The organism is Christensenella massiliensis, from assembly GCF_040409835.1.
In the GTDB taxonomy this organism is placed as follows: domain Bacteria; phylum Bacillota; class Clostridia; order Christensenellales; family Christensenellaceae; genus Christensenella; species Christensenella massiliensis.
The window spans coordinates 399,598-417,327 of sequence record NZ_CP117826.1; the positions used below are offsets into that span (position 1 = coordinate 399,598).

Sequence of the window (17,730 nt, forward strand, 5' to 3'; positions counted from 1 at the left end):
ATTTTTATTCCTCGCTTTCATCTTGGACAATTTCAAGTTCTTGTTCGAATTTTTCTAATATTCCGGAAGCTTTATCCGCAGCGGCCATTCCTTTCTTATATAGAGAAACGGCATCCGCCAGCTTGATATTTTCATCGGAGATTTGTTCCGATATTTTTTTTAATTCATCCAGATAAGCTTCAAGGTCTTTTTCAGGCATTGCTTATGCTCCTTATGACACGCGTTTTGATCGAACCATCTTTTAAAATGATCTCGATCTCGTCTCCCTCCCCTACGCTGTTTATGCTGCGCAATTCTGTTCCGCGATACATGGCAACAGAATATCCGCGCTCAAATGCGCTGATAGGGCTAAGATTTTCAATCGCTCCTTTATAACCATTATACTGCATTTTACGGTTTTTATAAAGCTGAAAGACAGCGTTTTTTAAGAATTCACGGTTAGAATCGGCCAGAGACCGGGCGTGTGAAATACGAAACATAAGAAGGTCTCTGCGCAAAAACTGGCGATACTGCTCAAAAACCGTCTTTTTCTCGTATAATATCTGAAAAAGCCTTTGTGTGATTCCCTCCCGCAGAGAAAGTATGTGGGAATAAATATCGTCGCGCGCCGGAATGCATAGCTCGGCTGCTGCGGAAGGTGTGGGTGCCCGCAGATCTGCCGCCATATCGCACAGTGTGAAATCAGTTTCATGACCGACTGCACTGACGACCGGGATCCGCGAACGGTACACACTCATAACAACAGCCTCCTCGTTAAAGGCGGCCAAATCTTCCGCGCTTCCGCCGCCTCTTCCGACGATCAAAATATCCGCGTCGCTGTTTTCATTAAAATACTCAATTCCTCGCACAATATCCGCAGGCGCATCCGGTCCTTGTACTTTAACTGGATACAGAACCAGCTTTACCTGAGGATTTCTGCGCTGCGCGATATTCCTGATATCTTGAATGGCTGCACCCTGCGCCGATGTAACGACAGCAATTTTCCGAGGATAAGGCGGTAATTTCCGCTTTCGTGCCTCATCAAAGACACCAAGCTTATCTAGCCGGGCCCGGATCCGCTCAAAACGGGCATATAATTCCCCTAATCCAATCTGCTGAACTTCCTTTACGATAATACGGTAATTTCCATTTTTCCGGTAAAGAGATATCTCTCCGCGGACCAGTATGGTCTGTCCTTCCACGATGGCATCGGCACACTCGATCGCCTCCGCGCAGTCAAACAACATGCAGCTAACGGAGGCCGCGTCATCTTTTAGCACAAAAAACAAAGTATTGTGCCGCAGATTGACATCGGTCACTTCTCCGCGTACCCATATTTCCTCCAGAAAAGGATCGCTGGACAGCTTATCGGAAACATAACTGTTCAGTTCATAAACGGAAAGAACAAGGTCATCCATACATTTCTCCGGCATCGATCGTGTTTTCCATCAGCATTGTGATCGTCATCGGACCTACGCCGCCCGGAACAGGAGTGATATATCCTGCTATTTCACTTGCTTCATCGAATTTGACGTCACCCTTTAGTTTGCCGTCTATACGAGAAGTGCCGACATCGATCACAACAGCTCCCGGCTTAATAAATTCTCCGGTCACAAATTCAGGTCTGCCGATTGCCGCGACCAAAATATCTGCCTGCGCGCATATCTTAGGAAGATCTTTCGTTTTGGAATGACAAATCGTCACCGTAGCATTTTCGTTCAAAAGTAAGATCGCCACTGGTTTCCCGACGATATTGCTGCGCCCGATCACGACCGCGTTTTTACCGCTGATATCGATCCCTGATTTCTTGATGAGCTTGATAATACCTTTCGGCGTGCATGCAACCAGCCCCGGAAGTCCTGTAAATAAACTGCCCGCATTTTGGACATGGAATCCGTCTACATCTTTTTGCGGCTTGATAGCCTTTAATATTTCCGTTTCATCGATATGCGGCGGTAAAGGAAGCTGCACGAGCAAGCCGTGGATCTTAGGCTCATTGTTATACCGCTCTACCATTGCGAGCAACTCATCCTGTGTAGTCTCCTCCGGGAGACGGTTGACCTCGGAATAAATACCGACTTCAGCACAGGCCTTCTCTTTGTTGTTCACATAAACTGTAGATCCGCCATCATTCCCCACCTGAATGACAGCAAGGCCGGGCGTGATCCCTTTTTCTTTTTTCAGAAAAGAAACTCTTTCTTTTAATTGCTCCCTGATTTCTGCGGAAAGCTCTTTTCCGCTTAAAATTTGTGCGCTCATTTTGTTTACCTCCTTTGAGCCGCCAAAACGGCGAGACCAGCCGCATTGTCGGAAGAAAATTCTATTTTTGCGAATCGGACACGCTCCAATCGATCAGAAAGATAGGAACGGATAAGACCGTTACATATTACACCGCCAAATAAAAGAACATCCCTTATTCCTGTCGCCGATATGGCGCTTTCCAAAGCAAGCTCCAGCGTGCGTGCGATCCCAAGCAAAACAGAAGAGCAAAGATCGGCTGCACGGCTTTTATCGAATATCCTGAAAAGCTGCGCCTCAAGCCCGGATAAATTGATTTCAGTACCAGAGACACTGACTTTTAATTTAAGATCTTCTCCATTTGCGGCGGCCTGCTCGATGCTTTTCCCGCTTGGAAACGGAAACGCCAGCTTTTGGCCCAGCCGGTCGATCAACTGACCTGCCGCAATATCCTTTGTTCCGCCGATTTTATCAATCAGAAAGGAAGCCTCGGATTTCTGAACAGAAAGGATCTCTGTTGTTCCGCCGGACACATGTGCTGCTAAAAATTTTTCCGGCATCGGATTGCCGATCAGAGCAGCGGACAGATGTCCTTCCTGATGAGTAGCATAAGTGACCGGCGCAGAAGACAGGCTGGAAAAAGCATCGCCGAGCATGGTCCCGACGGTAAAGACAGGCATATAAGAGCCGCACTGCGGACGCGGCCTTTCACTTACGCAGATGCCGCCTAATTTTCCATAATCGTGCAGACGATACTCTCGAAACATACGGCTGAAATTTTTGATATGAAGAAATACAGCCTGAGATTGCTGAAGGCCTTTTTTGCCCTGTGCAACCTCAAGCGGTATTTTTAATTGACGCAGAATTTCTCCCTCTTGATTCGCAATTGCAAGAGACGTCGTATAACAGCTTGTATCGATCCCAAGATATGCAGTCACTTGTCTCCTCCGCTTCGAAGATAACCGCCGAGAAGCCCATTGACAAATTGATAAGATTTTTCAGCAGAATATTTTTTCGCAAGTTCGACCGCTTCGTTGATTGTTACCTTGGCGGGTATATCCGCCATAAAAAGTATTTCGTAAAGCGCAAGACGCAAAATAGCCAAATCGACTTTTGCGATCCGCTCCAATTTCCATGACTTGGAATGTGTGGAAATAATTGCGTCGATCTCTCCGCATTTTTCCGGAAAGCCCGTTACGATATGATCGATATACCGCATATTATTCTCATCCAGAGAATCCGTATCAAAAACGTCCGGAGCATTTTCGAGCGAATCCTTGCTGAGCGTTCCAGTGACGCCATATTCATATAGAAGTTTCATTGCAGTTTCGCGTGCACTCGTCCTGCTCATGCCAAAACAATACCCCCATAATTCATAATTAATGATTTCTCTTTGTGAAGAGTCCCATAAACCATTCCCGGATCATTAACCGAATATCAGGACGCGCCCCCAAAAACGCACCGACTCCTACGCATAATGCAATCAAAAGAGTCGCCCAAAAGCCAATCGTCAGGAATAGGATCGCAACGAGAAGACCGATCACGATTCCCCAAAACAGTCCGCTGTTCTCGCTGTACCATTCAAAAAATTTTTCTTTCATTCCGCGCGCCTCCGCTAATCAGGAAGCCCGTCCGGCATTTTCCTTGAGGCCCGTTACCATAATCTTTGTTTCGTTCACAGTAATGCCCGTATGCTGTTGGATATAAGATGCCAACCCAGACTGCAGCTCCTTGGTGACAGCCGGGATATCGACATCTGGAAGAACACAAATATCGATCGCGATATCCAGCGAATCTTCATGTGAAACGACCGTTGTTTTGAGTCCTTTCACATTTTTGTTTTCGTGAACATAACGCTCTACCAATTCTTCGATCGCTTTTACGGTAATCAGGATATTCCCGCTTTCAAAAGAAGCGACCTTTGCCGTTTTCGGCGCCGGGGCCTTTCCCACCCCAAAGAACATCAGCATAAAACTTATGATGATGACAACGACCGCAATTACGGCGTAAAGAATTTTGTATCCCAATGGACCGTTCAGAACCGTATCTGTAAAATCCGACAAATTGCTGCCCGGAATCAGCCCGCCAAGCGTTGCCAGTATAAAGCCGCACAGTATGATGACAGCGATCAAATAAATCGTTAGGACAACACGGGTTCCCACCTTCATTTTCATATATTTTTCCTCCCAAAGATTCTGCCGAACAAAGATTTACTGAATATACCCGGCCTGAAATGGCCGGGTATACAAAATTTGCAGCATTGCTATAAAGCAAGCAAAGCTCTGCCTTACCACGTATGGCCCGGTAAGCTTTTCTGCTTTGCTATTTGACTCTGGGTGCTTTCTCCGGTTTCTCCTCTTTCGGTTCTTTCTCCTTGCGAACAGGCGCTGTCTGTTCCTTGAATTTGATTCCCTGTACGTTCAGATTCACTTCCACAACCTTAAGACCGGTCATAGTTTCGATCGCTTTCATGACCGCCATCTGGATATTACGGGCGATTTCCGGCACAGGCGTACCATATTCCACCACGATAGCAATATCGACAGCCACTTCCTCCGTTCCGACCTCAACCTTGATTCCCTTAGAGAGATTCTTGCGGCCGAGAAGTTCAGTAAAACCGTCCACAAATCCACCGCTCATTCCGGCAACGCCCGGGATATCTACAGCTGCCAAACCTGCGATCGTCGCAATTACTTCATTTGCGAACGTTACCGTTCCATTGCTTTCCTTTTTGACCGCAGTCGTATCCTGTGTACTTAAATTTGTATCTGCCATAATTAAACCGCCTCCGATTCATTTTTAATATAAACCATTTATACCCACATCGTCCGGTGGAAAACCATTATTTGTCTATGAATCTTTTTATACGCGTTCCATATATTCGCCGGTTCTGGTATCGATGCGGATCTTATCTCCTGTATCAATGAACAAAGGAACCATGATTTTTGCACCGGTCTCCATGATTGCCGGCTTATTTCCTGCCGTTGCCGTATCCCCTTTAAACCCGGGCTCCGTTTCCGTAATGGTCAATTCGACAAAATTCGGCGGTTCGACAGAAAACGCTTCCCCTTTAAAAAATTTGATGGTCACATTCATATTTTCTGTGATATAAGGAAGCGCATCCTCCACCTTGTCATGATTGAGCGGCAGCTGCTCATAAGTCTCCGTATCCATGAAATAATAAAGCTCACCGTCTGAATAAAGATACTGCATCTCCTTACGGTCAATATGCGCTTTCGGGAATTTTTCCGTCGGATTGAATGTACGCTCCAAAACATTCCCGGTCACGACATTTTTGATTTTAGTACGTACAAACGCAGCGCCCTTTCCCGGCTTTACGTGCTGGAAGTCGACGATGACCCACACCTGTCCGTCTATTTCTACTGTCATCCCTTTTCTGAATTCTCCGGCTGAAACCATACAACCATACCTCCTGTTTTATAACAAAATTAAATCCTTCGTAAATTCATAAACGCTGCCGTATCCGCCGATATGCATATCTTCTATCCGCACCCCGCCGATTTCCGGAACGTAGATCCCCGGCTCAACAGTATACACCATCTTTTCCTCGAGGATAGAGGAGGTGCGGGGATTCAAAACCGGAAGCTCATGGATGAAACGCCCGACTCCATGACCCGTACCATGGTCGTAATATTCCCCATAACCAGCTTTTGCAATGATATCGCGCGCAACAGCGTCTACATCGTGCGTATTTGCACCCGGCACAGCAGCCGCAGCGGCGCTTGCCTGTGCATATTTAACTATATCATATATTTTTTTTCTCTTCCCGTCAATATTTCCGATGCCGAAAGTGCGGGTCATATCCGAACAATATCCTTGATACCGGCAGCCGAAATCTATGGTCAGAAAATCTCCCGGCCGCAGCTTATAGGCGGAGGGCGTCGCGTGCGGGCATGCAGAATTCGGCCCTGCGGCAACAATCGTAGGGAAAGCAAGATCCATTCCCTGTTTCTGCATACGGTATTCAAGCTCAGCGCGGATATCCAGTTCGCTGATTCCGGGCTTGATCAAAGGAAGAAGCCCGTGCAGCGCAATTTCATTTGCCTGCGCGGCTTTTCGGATATTGGCGAGCTCATCGTCTGTTTTTATCATCCGGAGCAATAGGAGCTCTTCTGCGATATCAATATAAGAATAATAAGGCTCGAACGTTCCGCGGTATCCCTCGAATACCTTGACCGTAACGTCATTTTTTTCGATCCCGATCATGCGGATCGCTTCCCCTCGGAGATATTCGTTGATTTTTTCGAGACGGTCTCCTGCCGCAGTCATAATGATCTCAGCATCCTTTACTTCACTCCGCGCCTGCTCCACATAGCGGAAGTCAGTAAAAAAATATGCGCCCGTTCCAGTGATCAATAATTGGGAGCAATCCCCTGAAAAATTTGTCGCATAGGCTACATTTTGTATAGAGGAAAGCAAATATGCATCCGCTTTTCCTGTTTTTCTGATTTTTTCAATTACATTTTCCATCCGTTTATGCTTCCTCGTATAATCGTTTCATTTTTACTGCATCCTTTGCCTGCGTTCCGCTTGATTCACAGATAATAACAGGCTCCATGCCCGGCCGTGCCTTTAATACTGCGGCCAACGGTTCAAAAAAGGGTCCCCATTCACGGTCTTCGAACGTCAAATGCATCTTTTCCCCTTTGTCAGTATACTGTATATGAGAAAAATGAACATGCATTTTATCAGTCTTTTCCTTTCCAACACTATTTTCGAGACTGGACAGAACGGCCGTATAATCCTCCTGCGTCCTAAGCCCTCCAAGCGTACGCGCATTGAGATGCCCGAAGTCGATCGCCGGATAGATACAGTCATCGAGCTGCGCCAGAATACAGACTTCTTCGAGATCGGCAATTTGATTGAGCTTGCCCATCGTTTCCGCGCAATAAATAAAATCGTGATATCCCTCTTCATGCAGCGCATGGAGAATATCCTTGAGATTTTTACATACATTGCGAAATGCTTCCGAGCGCTCCAGCTTGGCGCAGGAACCGGGATGAAAAACGATACGCTGTGCGCCGAGATAACCCGCCGCAGCCGTTGATTCCCGAAAATAAGCAAGGTTTTTTTCAAATTTCTCCGGCGCGTCGTTTGCAAGATTGATATAGTATGGCGCATGCACGCTTACGGCAATATCATATTGCTCCGCTTGTTCGCGTATCTTTGATGCGGTAGCTTCTTTCAGCTTAACGCCTCTGCCAAACGAATATTCAAAAGCGTTCAAACCTTGCTCCCACAGCCATTTTGGTGCTTCGTAGGTATGCTTATTGCCTTCTGCATAAAATGCCTCGGAATTTCCGGCAGGACCAAATCGTATCATAAAATCTCCTTATCACCCATCCTGTCTGCGCAGCAGATCGCCCGGCTGCAGCGCATAGGGGCAATTGATTCGGACATGCTGCTGCGGATGAGGCGCGCTTTCTTGCATATTTCCGTCACTGTCTCTGATTGATTCTACAAAAAACGCAGCGCTTTCAAGGCGCGGAGAAAGCACTTCCAATCTTTCCCCAACGCTGAATTTATTTCGCTGCTCCACCTCGATGAAGCCATCTTTTTCCGCTGAGATCACCTTTCCGGTGAAAATATACCGCCGCGGGTCTGTATCCCGCACAGTATCCTGTCCGTCTTCATAGGGATTCCCAAAATAAAAACCAGTAGTAAAGCCGCGTGTCGCGGACTTTATAAGCTCTTCTTTCAGATTTTCGTTAAAGCAGTAGGCAGATGGGTCCTTCTGGTAGGCATCGATGGCCCTGCGGTATGCATGCACAACGGAAGCAACATAATAGGCAGATTTCATACGTCCCTCGATTTTAAAACTCGTAACGCCCGCCTGCACCAATTCAGGGATATGCTCGATCATCATCAGGTCGCGTGAGTTCATGATATAGGTCCCGTGATCATCTTCAAATACTGGGAAGTATTGGCCGTCATAGCCCTTTTCATAAAGATGGTATTCCCAGCGACAGGGCTGCGCACAAGCGCCGCGGTTGCCGCTCCGGCCTGTCAGGACTGAGCTCAGCAGGCAGCGCCCGGAATGCGCGATACACATGGAACCGTGTACAAATGCCTCTAATTCAAGACCGGCGGGCACATTTTTCCGTATTTCCGCTATGTCATCAAGAGATACCTCGCGAGATAAAACGATTCGCTCCGCCCCTTGCTCATACCAAAAAGAAGCAGACAAATAATTCGTCGTATTTGCCTGCGTACTGATATGCACGGCAAGAGGGATGCCGGAACGCCGCAGCAACAGAAGAACCGCAGGGTCCGTTACGATAATGCCGTCGGCCCGTATCTCGGAAAGATAACGGAGATATCCCTCCAATCCGGGTATATCCCTGTTCCAAAGGACAGAATTGACGGTCACATACAGCTTTTTTCCGTATTCATGCGTAAGCCTTGAGGCAGCGGCAAGACCGTCTTCCGTAAAATTATCTGCAAATGCCCGTAAGCCATACTGCTTTCCCGCCATATAAATGGCGTCAGCGCCAAAATACAAAGCTGTTTCAAGAGTCTCAAGATTCCCGGCTGGGGCAAGCAATTCGATCATTGTCCACCTTCCGCATTTGCCGAGGCCTCAGCGTCGAGCGCGTCCCATACGGGCTGCCACTGTTCTTTCAATGCGTTGAATTCCTCCAGCGTCTGGGTATACTCGACAACACCGTTTTCTATATCTGTTGCAAGGAAGTAATAATATTCTTCTCCCTCCTGCATCAGGCTTTCATCCGGATACAGCGCGGCCTCGATGGCGGCTCTTCCGGGATTGCCGATCGGACCGGCGGGAAGCCCTGCAAAGCCGACGCCGTTCCGACGCGTATTATATGGCGTCGATGTCATAAGCTCTTCATCGCCTATCGTGATCTGCCCTGTAATCCCAAGACCATACATCTGCGTAGCGTCAGAATCCAGAAAATGTGCAAACTCCTCCTCTGAATCCAAACGGTTGTGAAAGACTGCGGACACCTTTGCGTAATCCTCTGCTTTGGACGCTTCTTTTTCGATGATAGAAGCAAGCGTCACAACATCATCGATACTCCAGCCAAGCTCCGCCGCCCGTTCCTGATAAGTCTGCTCCTCGCCTTCCTTTTTCATGCTGATGACCTCCTTGAAGCGATCCAGCTGGTCTTCTATGATCGTTTCGGCAGAAGCATCCGAATATTCGTTGTACGTATCCGGGAATAAATATCCCTCCAATAGGGAATAACGCTTTTGCTCAGCAGGACGCGCATCATCCTTTGCCTTTGCTTCAGCAAGGAACGGATAATCGCCGCTATTTACGAAATCTCCGCCCGTACGGACGATCTCCATATAATCCTCCGTATTCTTTAAAATACCGTAATTATCAACTAATTGCTGCGCATACTCTTCCGCAGTACGCCCTTCGATAAAACGCACGTCAAGAGCCGCCTGCGCTGCGTTTCCTTCCTGCAGAGTATAGATGATATCGTCAAACGTCATGCTGCGGGAAAGCTCATAGGTTCCCGCTTTCAGCTTGGAAGACATATCGGAAAAATCCACATAAAGCTTGAATACCTGCGTATTGCGGATCAAGTCATTTTCATACAAAATTTCGGAAATGGTGTTGAGCGAAGAACCTCTTGGGATCTCGACCTCCACCGTTGACGTATCGCTTATATCGACCGGGTCAAAGTAGTGCTCTTTCACATAATTGAAAAGGCCGAAAGCCACGCAAAGAACGATCGCCAAACTAATCACGACCGTGAGCAGCGGGCGCAATTTGCTCCACATTGATTTTTTGGAAGGCTTTTTTTTCGGCTTTTTCCCATTTGAAAGGATTTCCGGCGCGCCGTATTCTATTCCATCATCCGTATATGGATTTTCCAATTTCTTTGCCAAGGGCTTTCACTCCTGTGTCAGTCTTCGTCAAACATATTCGCTCCAACGTCGCATGCCTCGCCGATAATTTTATAGATATCGGAAACAAGCGTATTGAATTTATATTCTGCGGAAAAAAATTCAGTGATTTTCGGATTGAATTGGAGCACCTCTCCCATTTTTTGAATTTTCTCCATCAGCTCCGCTTCGGGCTCTTTTCCGGTAAGATAAGCCGCCTGTGCTTCGAACTGCAGCTTTTTGTAATCCTTGATCATCCGTTTGGACTGCTCATCCTCATATACTTCATCTTTTATCTTATCATAAGCTTTGTATTCTTCGCTTTGCTTGATGAGAGAGGCAAGCTCATTCGCTTTATCATAAATATTTATCATGCTTTGTTCTCCTTTACACTTCGATAATAATAGGCAGGATCATCGGGCTTCTTTGCGTCATATCATATAAGTAATTCGATATTTCCTTTTTGATAGAGCTTTTGAGCGTCGACCAATCGGAAAGGCCGTTCGCATTGCAATGATCTACAATATCGATCACAAGATCGCGTGCATGCTCAAGCAGGTCTTCCGATTCCTTCATATAAACAAAGCCCCGTGAAACGATATCCGGTGCAGACAAAAGCTCGCCTGTTTCGCTCGACGTCGTTACCACGATGATGAACAAGCCGTCGGAAGAAAGCTGTTTTCTGTCGCGGAGAACAACATTTCCGACATCGCCTACCCCAAGGCCGTCTATCAGTACGCTTCCCGATTGTACGGTGTCCTTTTGAACGCCTACTTTGCGGTTCAGTTCGATCACAGAACCGATTTCAGGTATAAAAATATTTTTCTTTTTGAGCCCCATTTTTTCCGCAAGAGCCGCATGCTTATAGAGATGCCGGTATTCTCCGTGGACCGGAATAAAGAATTTTGGTTTGACCAAGGAAAGCATCAATTTCAGCTCCTCTTCACACGCATGTCCGGAAACGTGCACCATATCGACCGCATCATTGATCACGCTTGCTCCCTTGCGGTACAGCATATTGATAACATCCGATACATATCTCTCATTCCCGGGGATCGGTGATGCTGAAATGATAACGAGGTCCCCCTCCTTAACATTGAGCTTCGCGTGCTGGCCTGTTGCCATGCGTACCAAGCCCGACATCGTCTCGCCCTGACTGCCTGTCGTCAAAATAACGATCTGATTATCGCGCAGCTTTTTCAATTCATCGAAACTGACGAACATGTCGTCGTCAACATTCAAATAGCCAAGCTCGCGCGTAACGTTCACGATCTTGATCATACTCCGCCCGGAAAGGCATATTTTCCGGTTGAAGATACGTGCAACATCGATCACCTGTTGGATCCTATGCACGTTGGAGGCAAAGGAAGCGACAACGATCCTTCCCTTGGCCTGCCGGAAATAGTTGACGAATGTTTCACCAACTTGACTTTCCGACATCGTGAAGCCCGGCCGCTCCGCGTTCGTACTGTCAGACATCAGCGCCAAAACACCCTTTTTACCCAGTTCTGCAAAACGGGAAAGCTCCATGACCTCTCCGCAGGCAGGCGTGAGGTCTATCTTAAAATCGCCCGTATGAACGAGCAAGCCGATCGGGGTCGTAATAGCAAGCGCCATTGCATCATCGATGGAATGGCTGACATGAATATATTCTACCGTAAAAACGCCTGCTTTGATTTTGTCGCCATTTTTTACAACATGGATATCCGCTTCGATTTCCGGATGTTCTGCCAATTTAGCTTCGATCAATGCCATCGTAAGCGTAGAACCATACAGGGGGACATTCAATGTCTGAAGAACATACGGAACGCCGCCAATATGGTCTTCATGCCCGTGTGTGAAAAAGATACCTCTGATTTTATGTGCATTTTTTTGTAAATATGCGGTGTCGGCTATCACATAATCGACGCCGAGCATTTCCTCGCGCGGAAACATCATTCCCGCATCTATCACGATGATATCATTCTCAAATTCGATCACCGTCATATTTTTGCCGATCTCGCCGATCCCGCCTAATGGAATGATCTTGACCGACGGAGCCGGGGCCTTATTTTGTTGCTTTTGCCGCGGCTGCTTTGTTTTTACTCTTTTATTTTCCAAACTTTATTGATCTCTCTTTTCTACTCTGTCTTTTCTGTAACCATTATACCATAAATATACTGACTCTGCATTTACAGGATAAATTTTTGCAGATTAGTGTATTGCTCTTCATTTTTTAGATGCTCTGTCACATAATTGCCGTCGATCACAACATCTACGGCAGGCTCGATGCCGCTTGCGTTAAAAGAGATATCGTCCAGAAGATTTTCCATGATCGTATGCAATCTGCGCGCGCCGATATTTTCCGTGCTCTCATTGACGACCTGTGCGAATTCCGCTATCCTCTTCAGAGCATCCGGCGTAAATTTCAGATTAACGCCGTCCGCTGCAAGCAATGCTTCGTACTGCTTGGTGATCGCATTTTTAGGCTGTGTTAAAATCCTTTCGAATTCCGTTTTTGTCAGGTTTTCAAGCTCAACCTTGATGGGAAAACGCCCTTGAAGCTCTGGGATCAGGTCTGATATTTTAGCTACATGGAACGCTCCCGCTGCAATAAAAAGCATATAATCCGTTTTGACAGGGCCGTATTTCGTAACGACTGTACTTCCCTCTACAATAGGCAGGATATCCCGCTGGACTCCCTCGCGGGAAACATCGGGACCGTTTCCGGCTCCCTTTCCGGCGACTTTATCGATCTCGTCCAGAAAGATGATGCCGTCCTGCTCTGCCCGTTCGATTGCGGTTTGGGTGACTTCGTCCATGTCGATCAGTTTTTCAGCTTCTTCCTGTTCCAAAATTTTTCTTGCCTCGATCAGATTTACCTTTCGTTTCTTCTTTTTAGGCGGCAGAATCCCCGAGAGAAGATCCCCCATGCTTTCTCCGCCCATACCGGGGATTTCCATACCCATTCCCTGACTGACTTCTACTTCAAGCTCTATCACCAAATGATCCAGCTTTCCGGCACGAAGGTTTGCGCGTATCTCGTCCCGACGGGACATGCGCTTCTGTTTTTCTTCATCGCTCTCTGCCGGCGCCGCTTCGATTTGAGGCGCGCCGAAAAGTGCGCCGAGCGGATTGGTATTTTGGCGTGCCTGCTTGTTGGGAACGAGAATATCCACCAGACGTTCTTCCGCATTTGCCGCCGCCCGGTTTTTTACAGTTTCGAACCGTTGCTGCTTTACCATACGAATAGAAGCCTCGACAAGGTCGCGCACCATAGATTCCACATCGCGGCCCACATAGCCGACCTCTGTAAATTTTGTTGCCTCCACCTTAACAAAAGGAGCATCCATCAGTTTTGCAAGACGCCGGGCGATCTCTGTTTTACCAACCCCGGTCGGGCCCATCATAATAATATTTTTCGGCGTGATCTCTTCCCGCATCTCCGGTTCGAGCAGGCTCCTGCGGTAACGGTTTCGCAGCGCGATCGCTACTGCCTTTTTCGCTTTATCCTGTCCGATAATATATTTATCCAACTCTGTTACAATTTCTTTTGGCGTTAAATATGACATTCATTTCACCTACACTTCTTCTACTGTAATATTGTCGTTTGTATACACACAGATCTCACTTGCGATCTTCAAGCCTTTATATGCAATTTCTGCTGCCGGAAGCTCTGTATTCTGGATAAGCGCGCGGGCTGCAGCAAGCGCGTACGTTCCTCCCGAGCCGATTGCACATACGCCGTCATCCGGTTCGATGACCTCGCCGGTACCGGAAATGATCAAAAGATTTTCTTTGTCTGCCGCAATCAGCATTGCTTCAAGCTGCCGCATCGCTTTATCGCTGCGCCAATCCTGTGCCAGTTCAACGGCGCTGCGCTGCAAACTTCCGCCATATTCCTCGAGCTTGGCCTCAAATTTTTCAGATAGCGCAAAAGCATCTGCCACGCTTCCGGCAAAGCCGATCACGACCTTGTCTCCATAGATCCTGCGGACCTTGGTCGCCCCTTTTTTCATGATGACGCTTTCGCCGAGCGTCACCTGACCATCGCCTGCAATCGCGCATTGGCCGCCTTTTTTTACTGCTAATATTGTCGTTCCTTTCAATCCCATCGATATCCTCCGTTTATAATCCGTATTCACGGACCGTCGTTTTTATTTTAGCAAGAGCACGCTCTGCAATACGTGTATTTTTTTCTTCCTTGTTTCTGATTTTGTATCCAAGCGGCTGCATGATCCCAAAATTGATATTCATCGGCTGAAAATTCCCGGAAATCGCCCCCGAAACATGGGCGCACAGAGCGCCGGATGCAGTGTCGTCATTGAACTCCGGCTGAGGCTTTCCCAAATATTCGCACGCCGTGAATATTCCGGCCAAAAGTCCGCTGGAGGTACTTTCCACATATCCTTCGACTCCTGTGATCTGTCCGGCAAAACGAATCGCCGGATTCTTGCGCAAGCGGTAATAGCGGTCCAGAAGCTGCGGAGCATTCAGAAATGTATTTCGATGCATAACTCCATACCGCAGGAATTCTGCGTTCTTCAACGCAGGAATAAGGCCGAATACCTTTTTTTGCTCCGGAAACTTCAGATGCGTCTGAAAACCGACGATGTTATACATACTGCCGTCCTCGTTTTCTTTACGCAGCTGTACGACTGCAAATGGTTCCCTGCCTGTTTTGGGATCAATAAGCCCCTTTGGCTTTAAAGGACCAAACAGCAAGGTGTCGTGGCCGCGCGACGCCATCGTTTCCACAGGCATACATCCTTCGAATACGCATGTGTTTTCAAATTCATGGAGCTCGGCGCATTCCGCGCGAAGCAGTGCATGATAAAACACTTCATATTCGTCTTTCGTCATCGGACAGTTGACATAATCGCTTCCCCGGTCATAACGGGATGCAAAAAAAGCATATCCCATATCGATGCTTTCCGCCGAGACGATCGGAGCCGCCGCATCAAAAAAGTGAAGATATTCTTCTCCTGTCGCTTCCATAATTGCATCGGATAACACATCAGAGGTCAGCGGCCCGCTTGCAACTACTACAAATTCATCCTGAAATATGGAAAGATCGCTCACTTCAGCAGGCACGATCTCGATCAAATCGTTTTGCCGGATCTCCCGCGTGATATACTCGGAAAAAGCGTTTCTGTCGACCGCGAGCGCTCCGCCGGCTGCAACGCGCGTTGCATCGGCGGCCTGCATGATAAGGCTTCCCAAAAGACGCATTTCTTCTTTTAAAAGGCCTGCGGCATTACAAATGCGGTCCGATCTCAAGGAATTGCTGCATACAAGCTCCGCAAACAGCCCGCTTACATGCGCCGGTGTTTTTTTGCCGGGTTTCATCTCATAGAGGCGGACCGGAACCCCGCGCCGCGCGAGCTGATAAGCGCATTCGCATCCCGCAAGGCCCGCGCCAATTACGTTAACTTTCTTTTTTTGCATCTGTTTTCTTCTTCTGGTTCGTCACACATTCAGGATTGGAACACTTCTTATATGTCTTGCCGCCATAACGAAATTTTGCTTCTACCATATAGGCTCCGCATTCAGGGCATTTTTCATCGAGAGGCTTATCCCACGATACGAAATCGCATTCCGGATAATTTTCACATCCATAGAAACTCTTTCCGGATTTCCCCGCGCGTTTTACGACGACCTTGCCGCCGCATTTCGGGCAAGGCACATCGATTTGCTTGACGATTGGCTTGGTATTTTTGCATTCCGGATAATTTGGACATGCTAAAAATTCGCCGAACCGTCCTGTTTTATAGACCATGTTTGCGCCGCATTTCTCGCAGATAACATCCGATATTTTTTCCGGAAGCTTTACACGCTCTATATTTTTTTCGCCGTTTTCCAAATCTTTTTCAAACGGCCCGTAAAAATCGCTGATAACTTTTTTCCAATCGTTCCCTTCCTGTTCTACGCCGTCAAGCTTTTCTTCCATATCTGCTGTAAACGCAATATCGACGATATCGGAAAAGTTTTTTGCCATCAGCTCCGTTACGATCTCTCCCAGCTCTGTCGGCACGAAAGACCTCGCCTCCTTCTGAACATAGCCGCGGTCCTGAATGGTTGAAATAATAGGGGCGTATGTGCTCGGACGTCCGATACCGCGCTCCTCGAGAAATTTGATGAGAGCCGCTTCCGTGTAACGTGCCGGCGGCTGCGTGAAATTTTGTTTTGGGATGACGCCGAGACATTCCAGCGCTTCCCCCTCCTCCGCACGGGGAAGCATTTTTTGCTCGTCATCATCCGTGCGCGAATCATATACCGCCAGATGGCCTTTGAACAAAATGCGGGAGCCGCTTGCTTTAAAGGTATGGCCGTTCGCCTCAATGTCGTAACCAAGGGTTTCAAATTTTGCCGGCATCATCTGACTGGCAAGAAAACGTGTATAAATCAGCTTATAGAGCTTATATTGGTCAGGTGTAAGATATTGCTTTATCCGTTCCGGCGTATTCTCGATATAGGTAGGCCGAATCGCCTCATGCGCGTCCTGCGCATTTTTGCGGCCTTTATAAATATTTGGCTTCTCCGGCGCGTATTCCGTTCCATAAACCTTGCTGATGTGGCTCAGTGCAGCAGCCTGCGCTTCTGCAGACACACGCGTGGAATCGGTTCTCATATAGGTGATGAGACCGACGGTATTTCCATCTTCAAGAGGTACGCCCTCATAAAGCATCTGAGCGAGCATCATTGTTTTTTTAGCAGTAAATCCAAGCTTCCCGGAAGCGGATTGCTGCAAGAAGCTGGTTGTAAAAGGAGGAAGCGCATTTTTCTTTCTTGTACCGCTTTTTACTTTCGATACGATAAAATCTGCGCCATCCACTGCTTTCAAAACGGCCGCCGCATCGGCTTCCGTAGAGAGTGCCGCTTTCTTCCCGGCCATTCCGTAATATTTTGCCTCAAATTCCTGTTCGTCTTTCCTCAGATTCGCACTGATCGTCCAGAATTCTTCAGGCTTAAAACTGCGTATTTCATTCTCGCGGTCCACGATCACCTTGACAGCAACGCTTTGCACGCGTCCGGCAGAAAGTCCCTTTTTCACTTTTTTCCAAAGCAAAGGGCTTAGTTTATATCCGACAAGCCTGTCAAGAACGCGGCGCGCCTGCTGTGCGTCTACGCGGTCCATATCGATTTTGCGCGGCGTTTTGATCGCTGCTGTAACTGCGTCTTTTGTGATTTCATTGAATTCGATCCTGCTTGCGTCCGCCGGGTCGAGCCCAAGTAAATTTGCGATATGCCACGATATCGCTTCTCCTTCACGGTCTGGGTCTGTCGCAAGATAGACACGCGAAGATTTTTTTGCTTCATCTTTTAACGCCTTGATCAATTGAGCCTTACCGCGAATCGTTGTATATTCCGGCTCAAAATTGTTTTCAATATCTACCCCGATTTTACTTTTTGGTAAATCCCGAAGGTGGCCGTTCGAGGCACGCACTGTGTAGCCCTTCCCCAAAAATTTTTCGATCGTCTTAGCCTTTGCGGGAGACTCCACAATGACTAGCTTCCGGTTGGACGCTTTTGTGCTTCCTGCCGTTTTCTTTGCCGTCTTCTTTTTTGCAGCTGTTTTCCCGGCAGTGCCAGTCGCTTCCTTCGCCATTCTCTTCCTCCAAATTCTAACTAATACTATATATTATAATCACAAAA

The 17,730-nt window shown here is 47.5% G+C and carries 19 protein-coding genes; all 19 read right to left on the reverse strand.

Going from position 1 to position 17,730, the window contains the following annotated elements:
* Positions 1 to 4 precede the first annotated feature (4 nt).
* A complete protein-coding gene (gene xseB, locus PUP29_RS01975) occupies positions 5 to 199 on the reverse strand; it encodes an exodeoxyribonuclease VII small subunit (protein ID WP_079547499.1) in 195 nt (64 codons plus the stop codon).
* Positions 192 to 1,397, reverse strand: coding sequence for an exodeoxyribonuclease VII large subunit (gene xseA, locus PUP29_RS01980; RefSeq protein WP_353423724.1), 1,206 nt, complete (start codon positions 1,395 to 1,397; stop codon positions 192 to 194). The genes xseB and xseA overlap by 8 nt, the downstream gene beginning before the upstream one ends.
* Positions 1,390 to 2,238: a bifunctional methylenetetrahydrofolate dehydrogenase/methenyltetrahydrofolate cyclohydrolase FolD gene (gene folD, locus PUP29_RS01985; protein WP_079547497.1), complete on the reverse strand. Its 849-nt coding sequence runs from the start codon at positions 2,236 to 2,238 to the stop codon at positions 1,390 to 1,392. Before folD ends, xseA begins: the two co-directional genes overlap by 8 nt.
* Before the next feature lie 5 nt (positions 2,239 to 2,243).
* Complete coding sequence (locus tag PUP29_RS01990; RefSeq protein WP_079547496.1) at positions 2,244 to 3,155, reverse strand: hypothetical protein; 912 nt, start codon at positions 3,153 to 3,155, stop codon at positions 2,244 to 2,246.
* The gene (gene nusB, locus PUP29_RS01995; protein ID WP_079547495.1) at positions 3,152 to 3,568 is read right to left on the reverse strand and encodes a transcription antitermination factor NusB; all 417 of its coding nucleotides are present in this window, start codon (positions 3,566 to 3,568) and stop codon (positions 3,152 to 3,154) included. The genes PUP29_RS01990 and nusB overlap by 4 nt, the downstream gene beginning before the upstream one ends.
* Before the next feature lie 28 nt (positions 3,569 to 3,596).
* Complete coding sequence (locus PUP29_RS02000) at positions 3,597 to 3,818, reverse strand: DUF2273 domain-containing protein (RefSeq protein WP_079547494.1); 222 nt, start codon at positions 3,816 to 3,818, stop codon at positions 3,597 to 3,599.
* Positions 3,819 to 3,836: 18 nt separating this feature from the next.
* On the reverse strand, positions 3,837 to 4,391 hold the full coding sequence (amaP, locus tag PUP29_RS02005) for an alkaline shock response membrane anchor protein AmaP (RefSeq protein ID WP_079547493.1): 555 nt from the start codon (positions 4,389 to 4,391) through the stop codon (positions 3,837 to 3,839).
* A 148-nt stretch (positions 4,392 to 4,539) separates the two neighbouring features.
* Positions 4,540 to 4,992 carry an Asp23/Gls24 family envelope stress response protein gene (locus PUP29_RS02010; RefSeq protein ID WP_079547492.1) on the reverse strand — a complete coding sequence of 151 codons (453 nt, stop codon included), beginning with the start codon at positions 4,990 to 4,992 and terminating at the stop codon, positions 4,540 to 4,542.
* An 87-nt stretch (positions 4,993 to 5,079) separates the two neighbouring features.
* Positions 5,080 to 5,637, reverse strand: a complete 558-nt coding sequence (efp, locus tag PUP29_RS02015; protein WP_066518755.1) for an elongation factor P — start codon at positions 5,635 to 5,637, stop codon at positions 5,080 to 5,082.
* An 18-nt stretch (positions 5,638 to 5,655) separates the two neighbouring features.
* A complete protein-coding gene (locus tag PUP29_RS02020) occupies positions 5,656 to 6,708 on the reverse strand; it encodes an aminopeptidase P family protein (protein ID WP_079547491.1) in 1,053 nt (350 codons plus the stop codon).
* 4 nt (positions 6,709 to 6,712) lie between these two features.
* A complete protein-coding gene (locus PUP29_RS02025; protein WP_079547490.1) occupies positions 6,713 to 7,561 on the reverse strand; it encodes a TIM barrel protein in 849 nt (282 codons plus the stop codon).
* Between the two features lie 12 nt (positions 7,562 to 7,573).
* A complete protein-coding gene (locus PUP29_RS02030) occupies positions 7,574 to 8,791 on the reverse strand; it encodes a peptidase U32 family protein (RefSeq protein WP_353423726.1) in 1,218 nt (405 codons plus the stop codon).
* Complete coding sequence (gene mltG / locus PUP29_RS02035) at positions 8,788 to 10,098, reverse strand: endolytic transglycosylase MltG (protein ID WP_353423728.1); 1,311 nt, start codon at positions 10,096 to 10,098, stop codon at positions 8,788 to 8,790. The genes PUP29_RS02030 and mltG overlap by 4 nt, the downstream gene beginning before the upstream one ends.
* Before the next feature lie 17 nt (positions 10,099 to 10,115).
* Positions 10,116 to 10,469 (reverse strand): YlbF family regulator, encoded by a 354-nt coding sequence (locus PUP29_RS02040; RefSeq protein WP_079547487.1) that lies wholly within the window; start codon positions 10,467 to 10,469, stop codon positions 10,116 to 10,118.
* Between the two features lie 13 nt (positions 10,470 to 10,482).
* The gene (locus PUP29_RS02045) at positions 10,483 to 12,120 is read right to left on the reverse strand and encodes a ribonuclease J (RefSeq protein WP_353424043.1); all 1,638 of its coding nucleotides are present in this window, start codon (positions 12,118 to 12,120) and stop codon (positions 10,483 to 10,485) included.
* A 146-nt stretch (positions 12,121 to 12,266) separates the two neighbouring features.
* The gene (gene hslU, locus PUP29_RS02050; RefSeq protein WP_079547485.1) at positions 12,267 to 13,646 is read right to left on the reverse strand and encodes an ATP-dependent protease ATPase subunit HslU; all 1,380 of its coding nucleotides are present in this window, start codon (positions 13,644 to 13,646) and stop codon (positions 12,267 to 12,269) included.
* 9 nt (positions 13,647 to 13,655) lie between these two features.
* On the reverse strand, positions 13,656 to 14,189 hold the full coding sequence (gene hslV, locus PUP29_RS02055; protein ID WP_079547484.1) for an ATP-dependent protease subunit HslV: 534 nt from the start codon (positions 14,187 to 14,189) through the stop codon (positions 13,656 to 13,658).
* Between the two features lie 13 nt (positions 14,190 to 14,202).
* Positions 14,203 to 15,522 carry a methylenetetrahydrofolate--tRNA-(uracil(54)-C(5))-methyltransferase (FADH(2)-oxidizing) TrmFO gene (trmFO, locus tag PUP29_RS02060; protein WP_079547483.1) on the reverse strand — a complete coding sequence of 440 codons (1,320 nt, stop codon included), beginning with the start codon at positions 15,520 to 15,522 and terminating at the stop codon, positions 14,203 to 14,205.
* A complete protein-coding gene (gene topA / locus PUP29_RS02065) occupies positions 15,503 to 17,683 on the reverse strand; it encodes a type I DNA topoisomerase (RefSeq protein ID WP_079547482.1) in 2,181 nt (726 codons plus the stop codon). The genes trmFO and topA overlap by 20 nt, the downstream gene beginning before the upstream one ends.
* Positions 17,684 to 17,730: the final 47 nt, after the last annotated feature.

Bases quoted from the DNA above. Each gene is read 5' to 3' on its own strand.
- PUP29_RS02010 (WP_079547492.1), bottom strand. From the start codon at position 4,992: ATGGCAGATACAAATTTAAGTACACAGGATACGACTGCGGTCAAAAAG.
- xseB (WP_079547499.1), bottom strand. From the start codon at position 199: ATGCCTGAAAAAGACCTTGAAGCTTATCTGGATGAATTAAAAAAAATA.
- PUP29_RS02030 (WP_353423726.1), bottom strand. From the start codon at position 8,791: ATGATCGAATTGCTTGCCCCAGCCGGGAATCTTGAGACTCTTGAAACA.
- PUP29_RS02040 (WP_079547487.1), bottom strand. From the start codon at position 10,469: ATGATAAATATTTATGATAAAGCGAATGAGCTTGCCTCTCTCATCAAG.
- nusB (WP_079547495.1), bottom strand. From the start codon at position 3,568: ATGAGCAGGACGAGTGCACGCGAAACTGCAATGAAACTTCTATATGAA.
- PUP29_RS02020 (WP_079547491.1), bottom strand. From the start codon at position 6,708: ATGGAAAATGTAATTGAAAAAATCAGAAAAACAGGAAAAGCGGATGCA.
- hslV (WP_079547484.1), bottom strand. From the start codon at position 14,189: ATGGGATTGAAAGGAACGACAATATTAGCAGTAAAAAAAGGCGGCCAA.
- trmFO (WP_079547483.1), bottom strand. From the start codon at position 15,522: ATGCAAAAAAAGAAAGTTAACGTAATTGGCGCGGGCCTTGCGGGATGC.
- efp (WP_066518755.1), bottom strand. From the start codon at position 5,637: ATGGTTTCAGCCGGAGAATTCAGAAAAGGGATGACAGTAGAAATAGAC.
- PUP29_RS02000 (WP_079547494.1), bottom strand. From the start codon at position 3,818: ATGAAAGAAAAATTTTTTGAATGGTACAGCGAGAACAGCGGACTGTTT.
- xseA (WP_353423724.1), bottom strand. From the start codon at position 1,397: ATGGATGACCTTGTTCTTTCCGTTTATGAACTGAACAGTTATGTTTCC.
- amaP (WP_079547493.1), bottom strand. From the start codon at position 4,391: ATGAAAATGAAGGTGGGAACCCGTGTTGTCCTAACGATTTATTTGATC.
- hslU (WP_079547485.1), bottom strand. From the start codon at position 13,646: ATGTCATATTTAACGCCAAAAGAAATTGTAACAGAGTTGGATAAATAT.
- PUP29_RS02025 (WP_079547490.1), bottom strand. From the start codon at position 7,561: ATGATACGATTTGGTCCTGCCGGAAATTCCGAGGCATTTTATGCAGAA.
- folD (WP_079547497.1), bottom strand. From the start codon at position 2,238: ATGAGCGCACAAATTTTAAGCGGAAAAGAGCTTTCCGCAGAAATCAGG.
- topA (WP_079547482.1), bottom strand. From the start codon at position 17,683: ATGGCGAAGGAAGCGACTGGCACTGCCGGGAAAACAGCTGCAAAAAAG.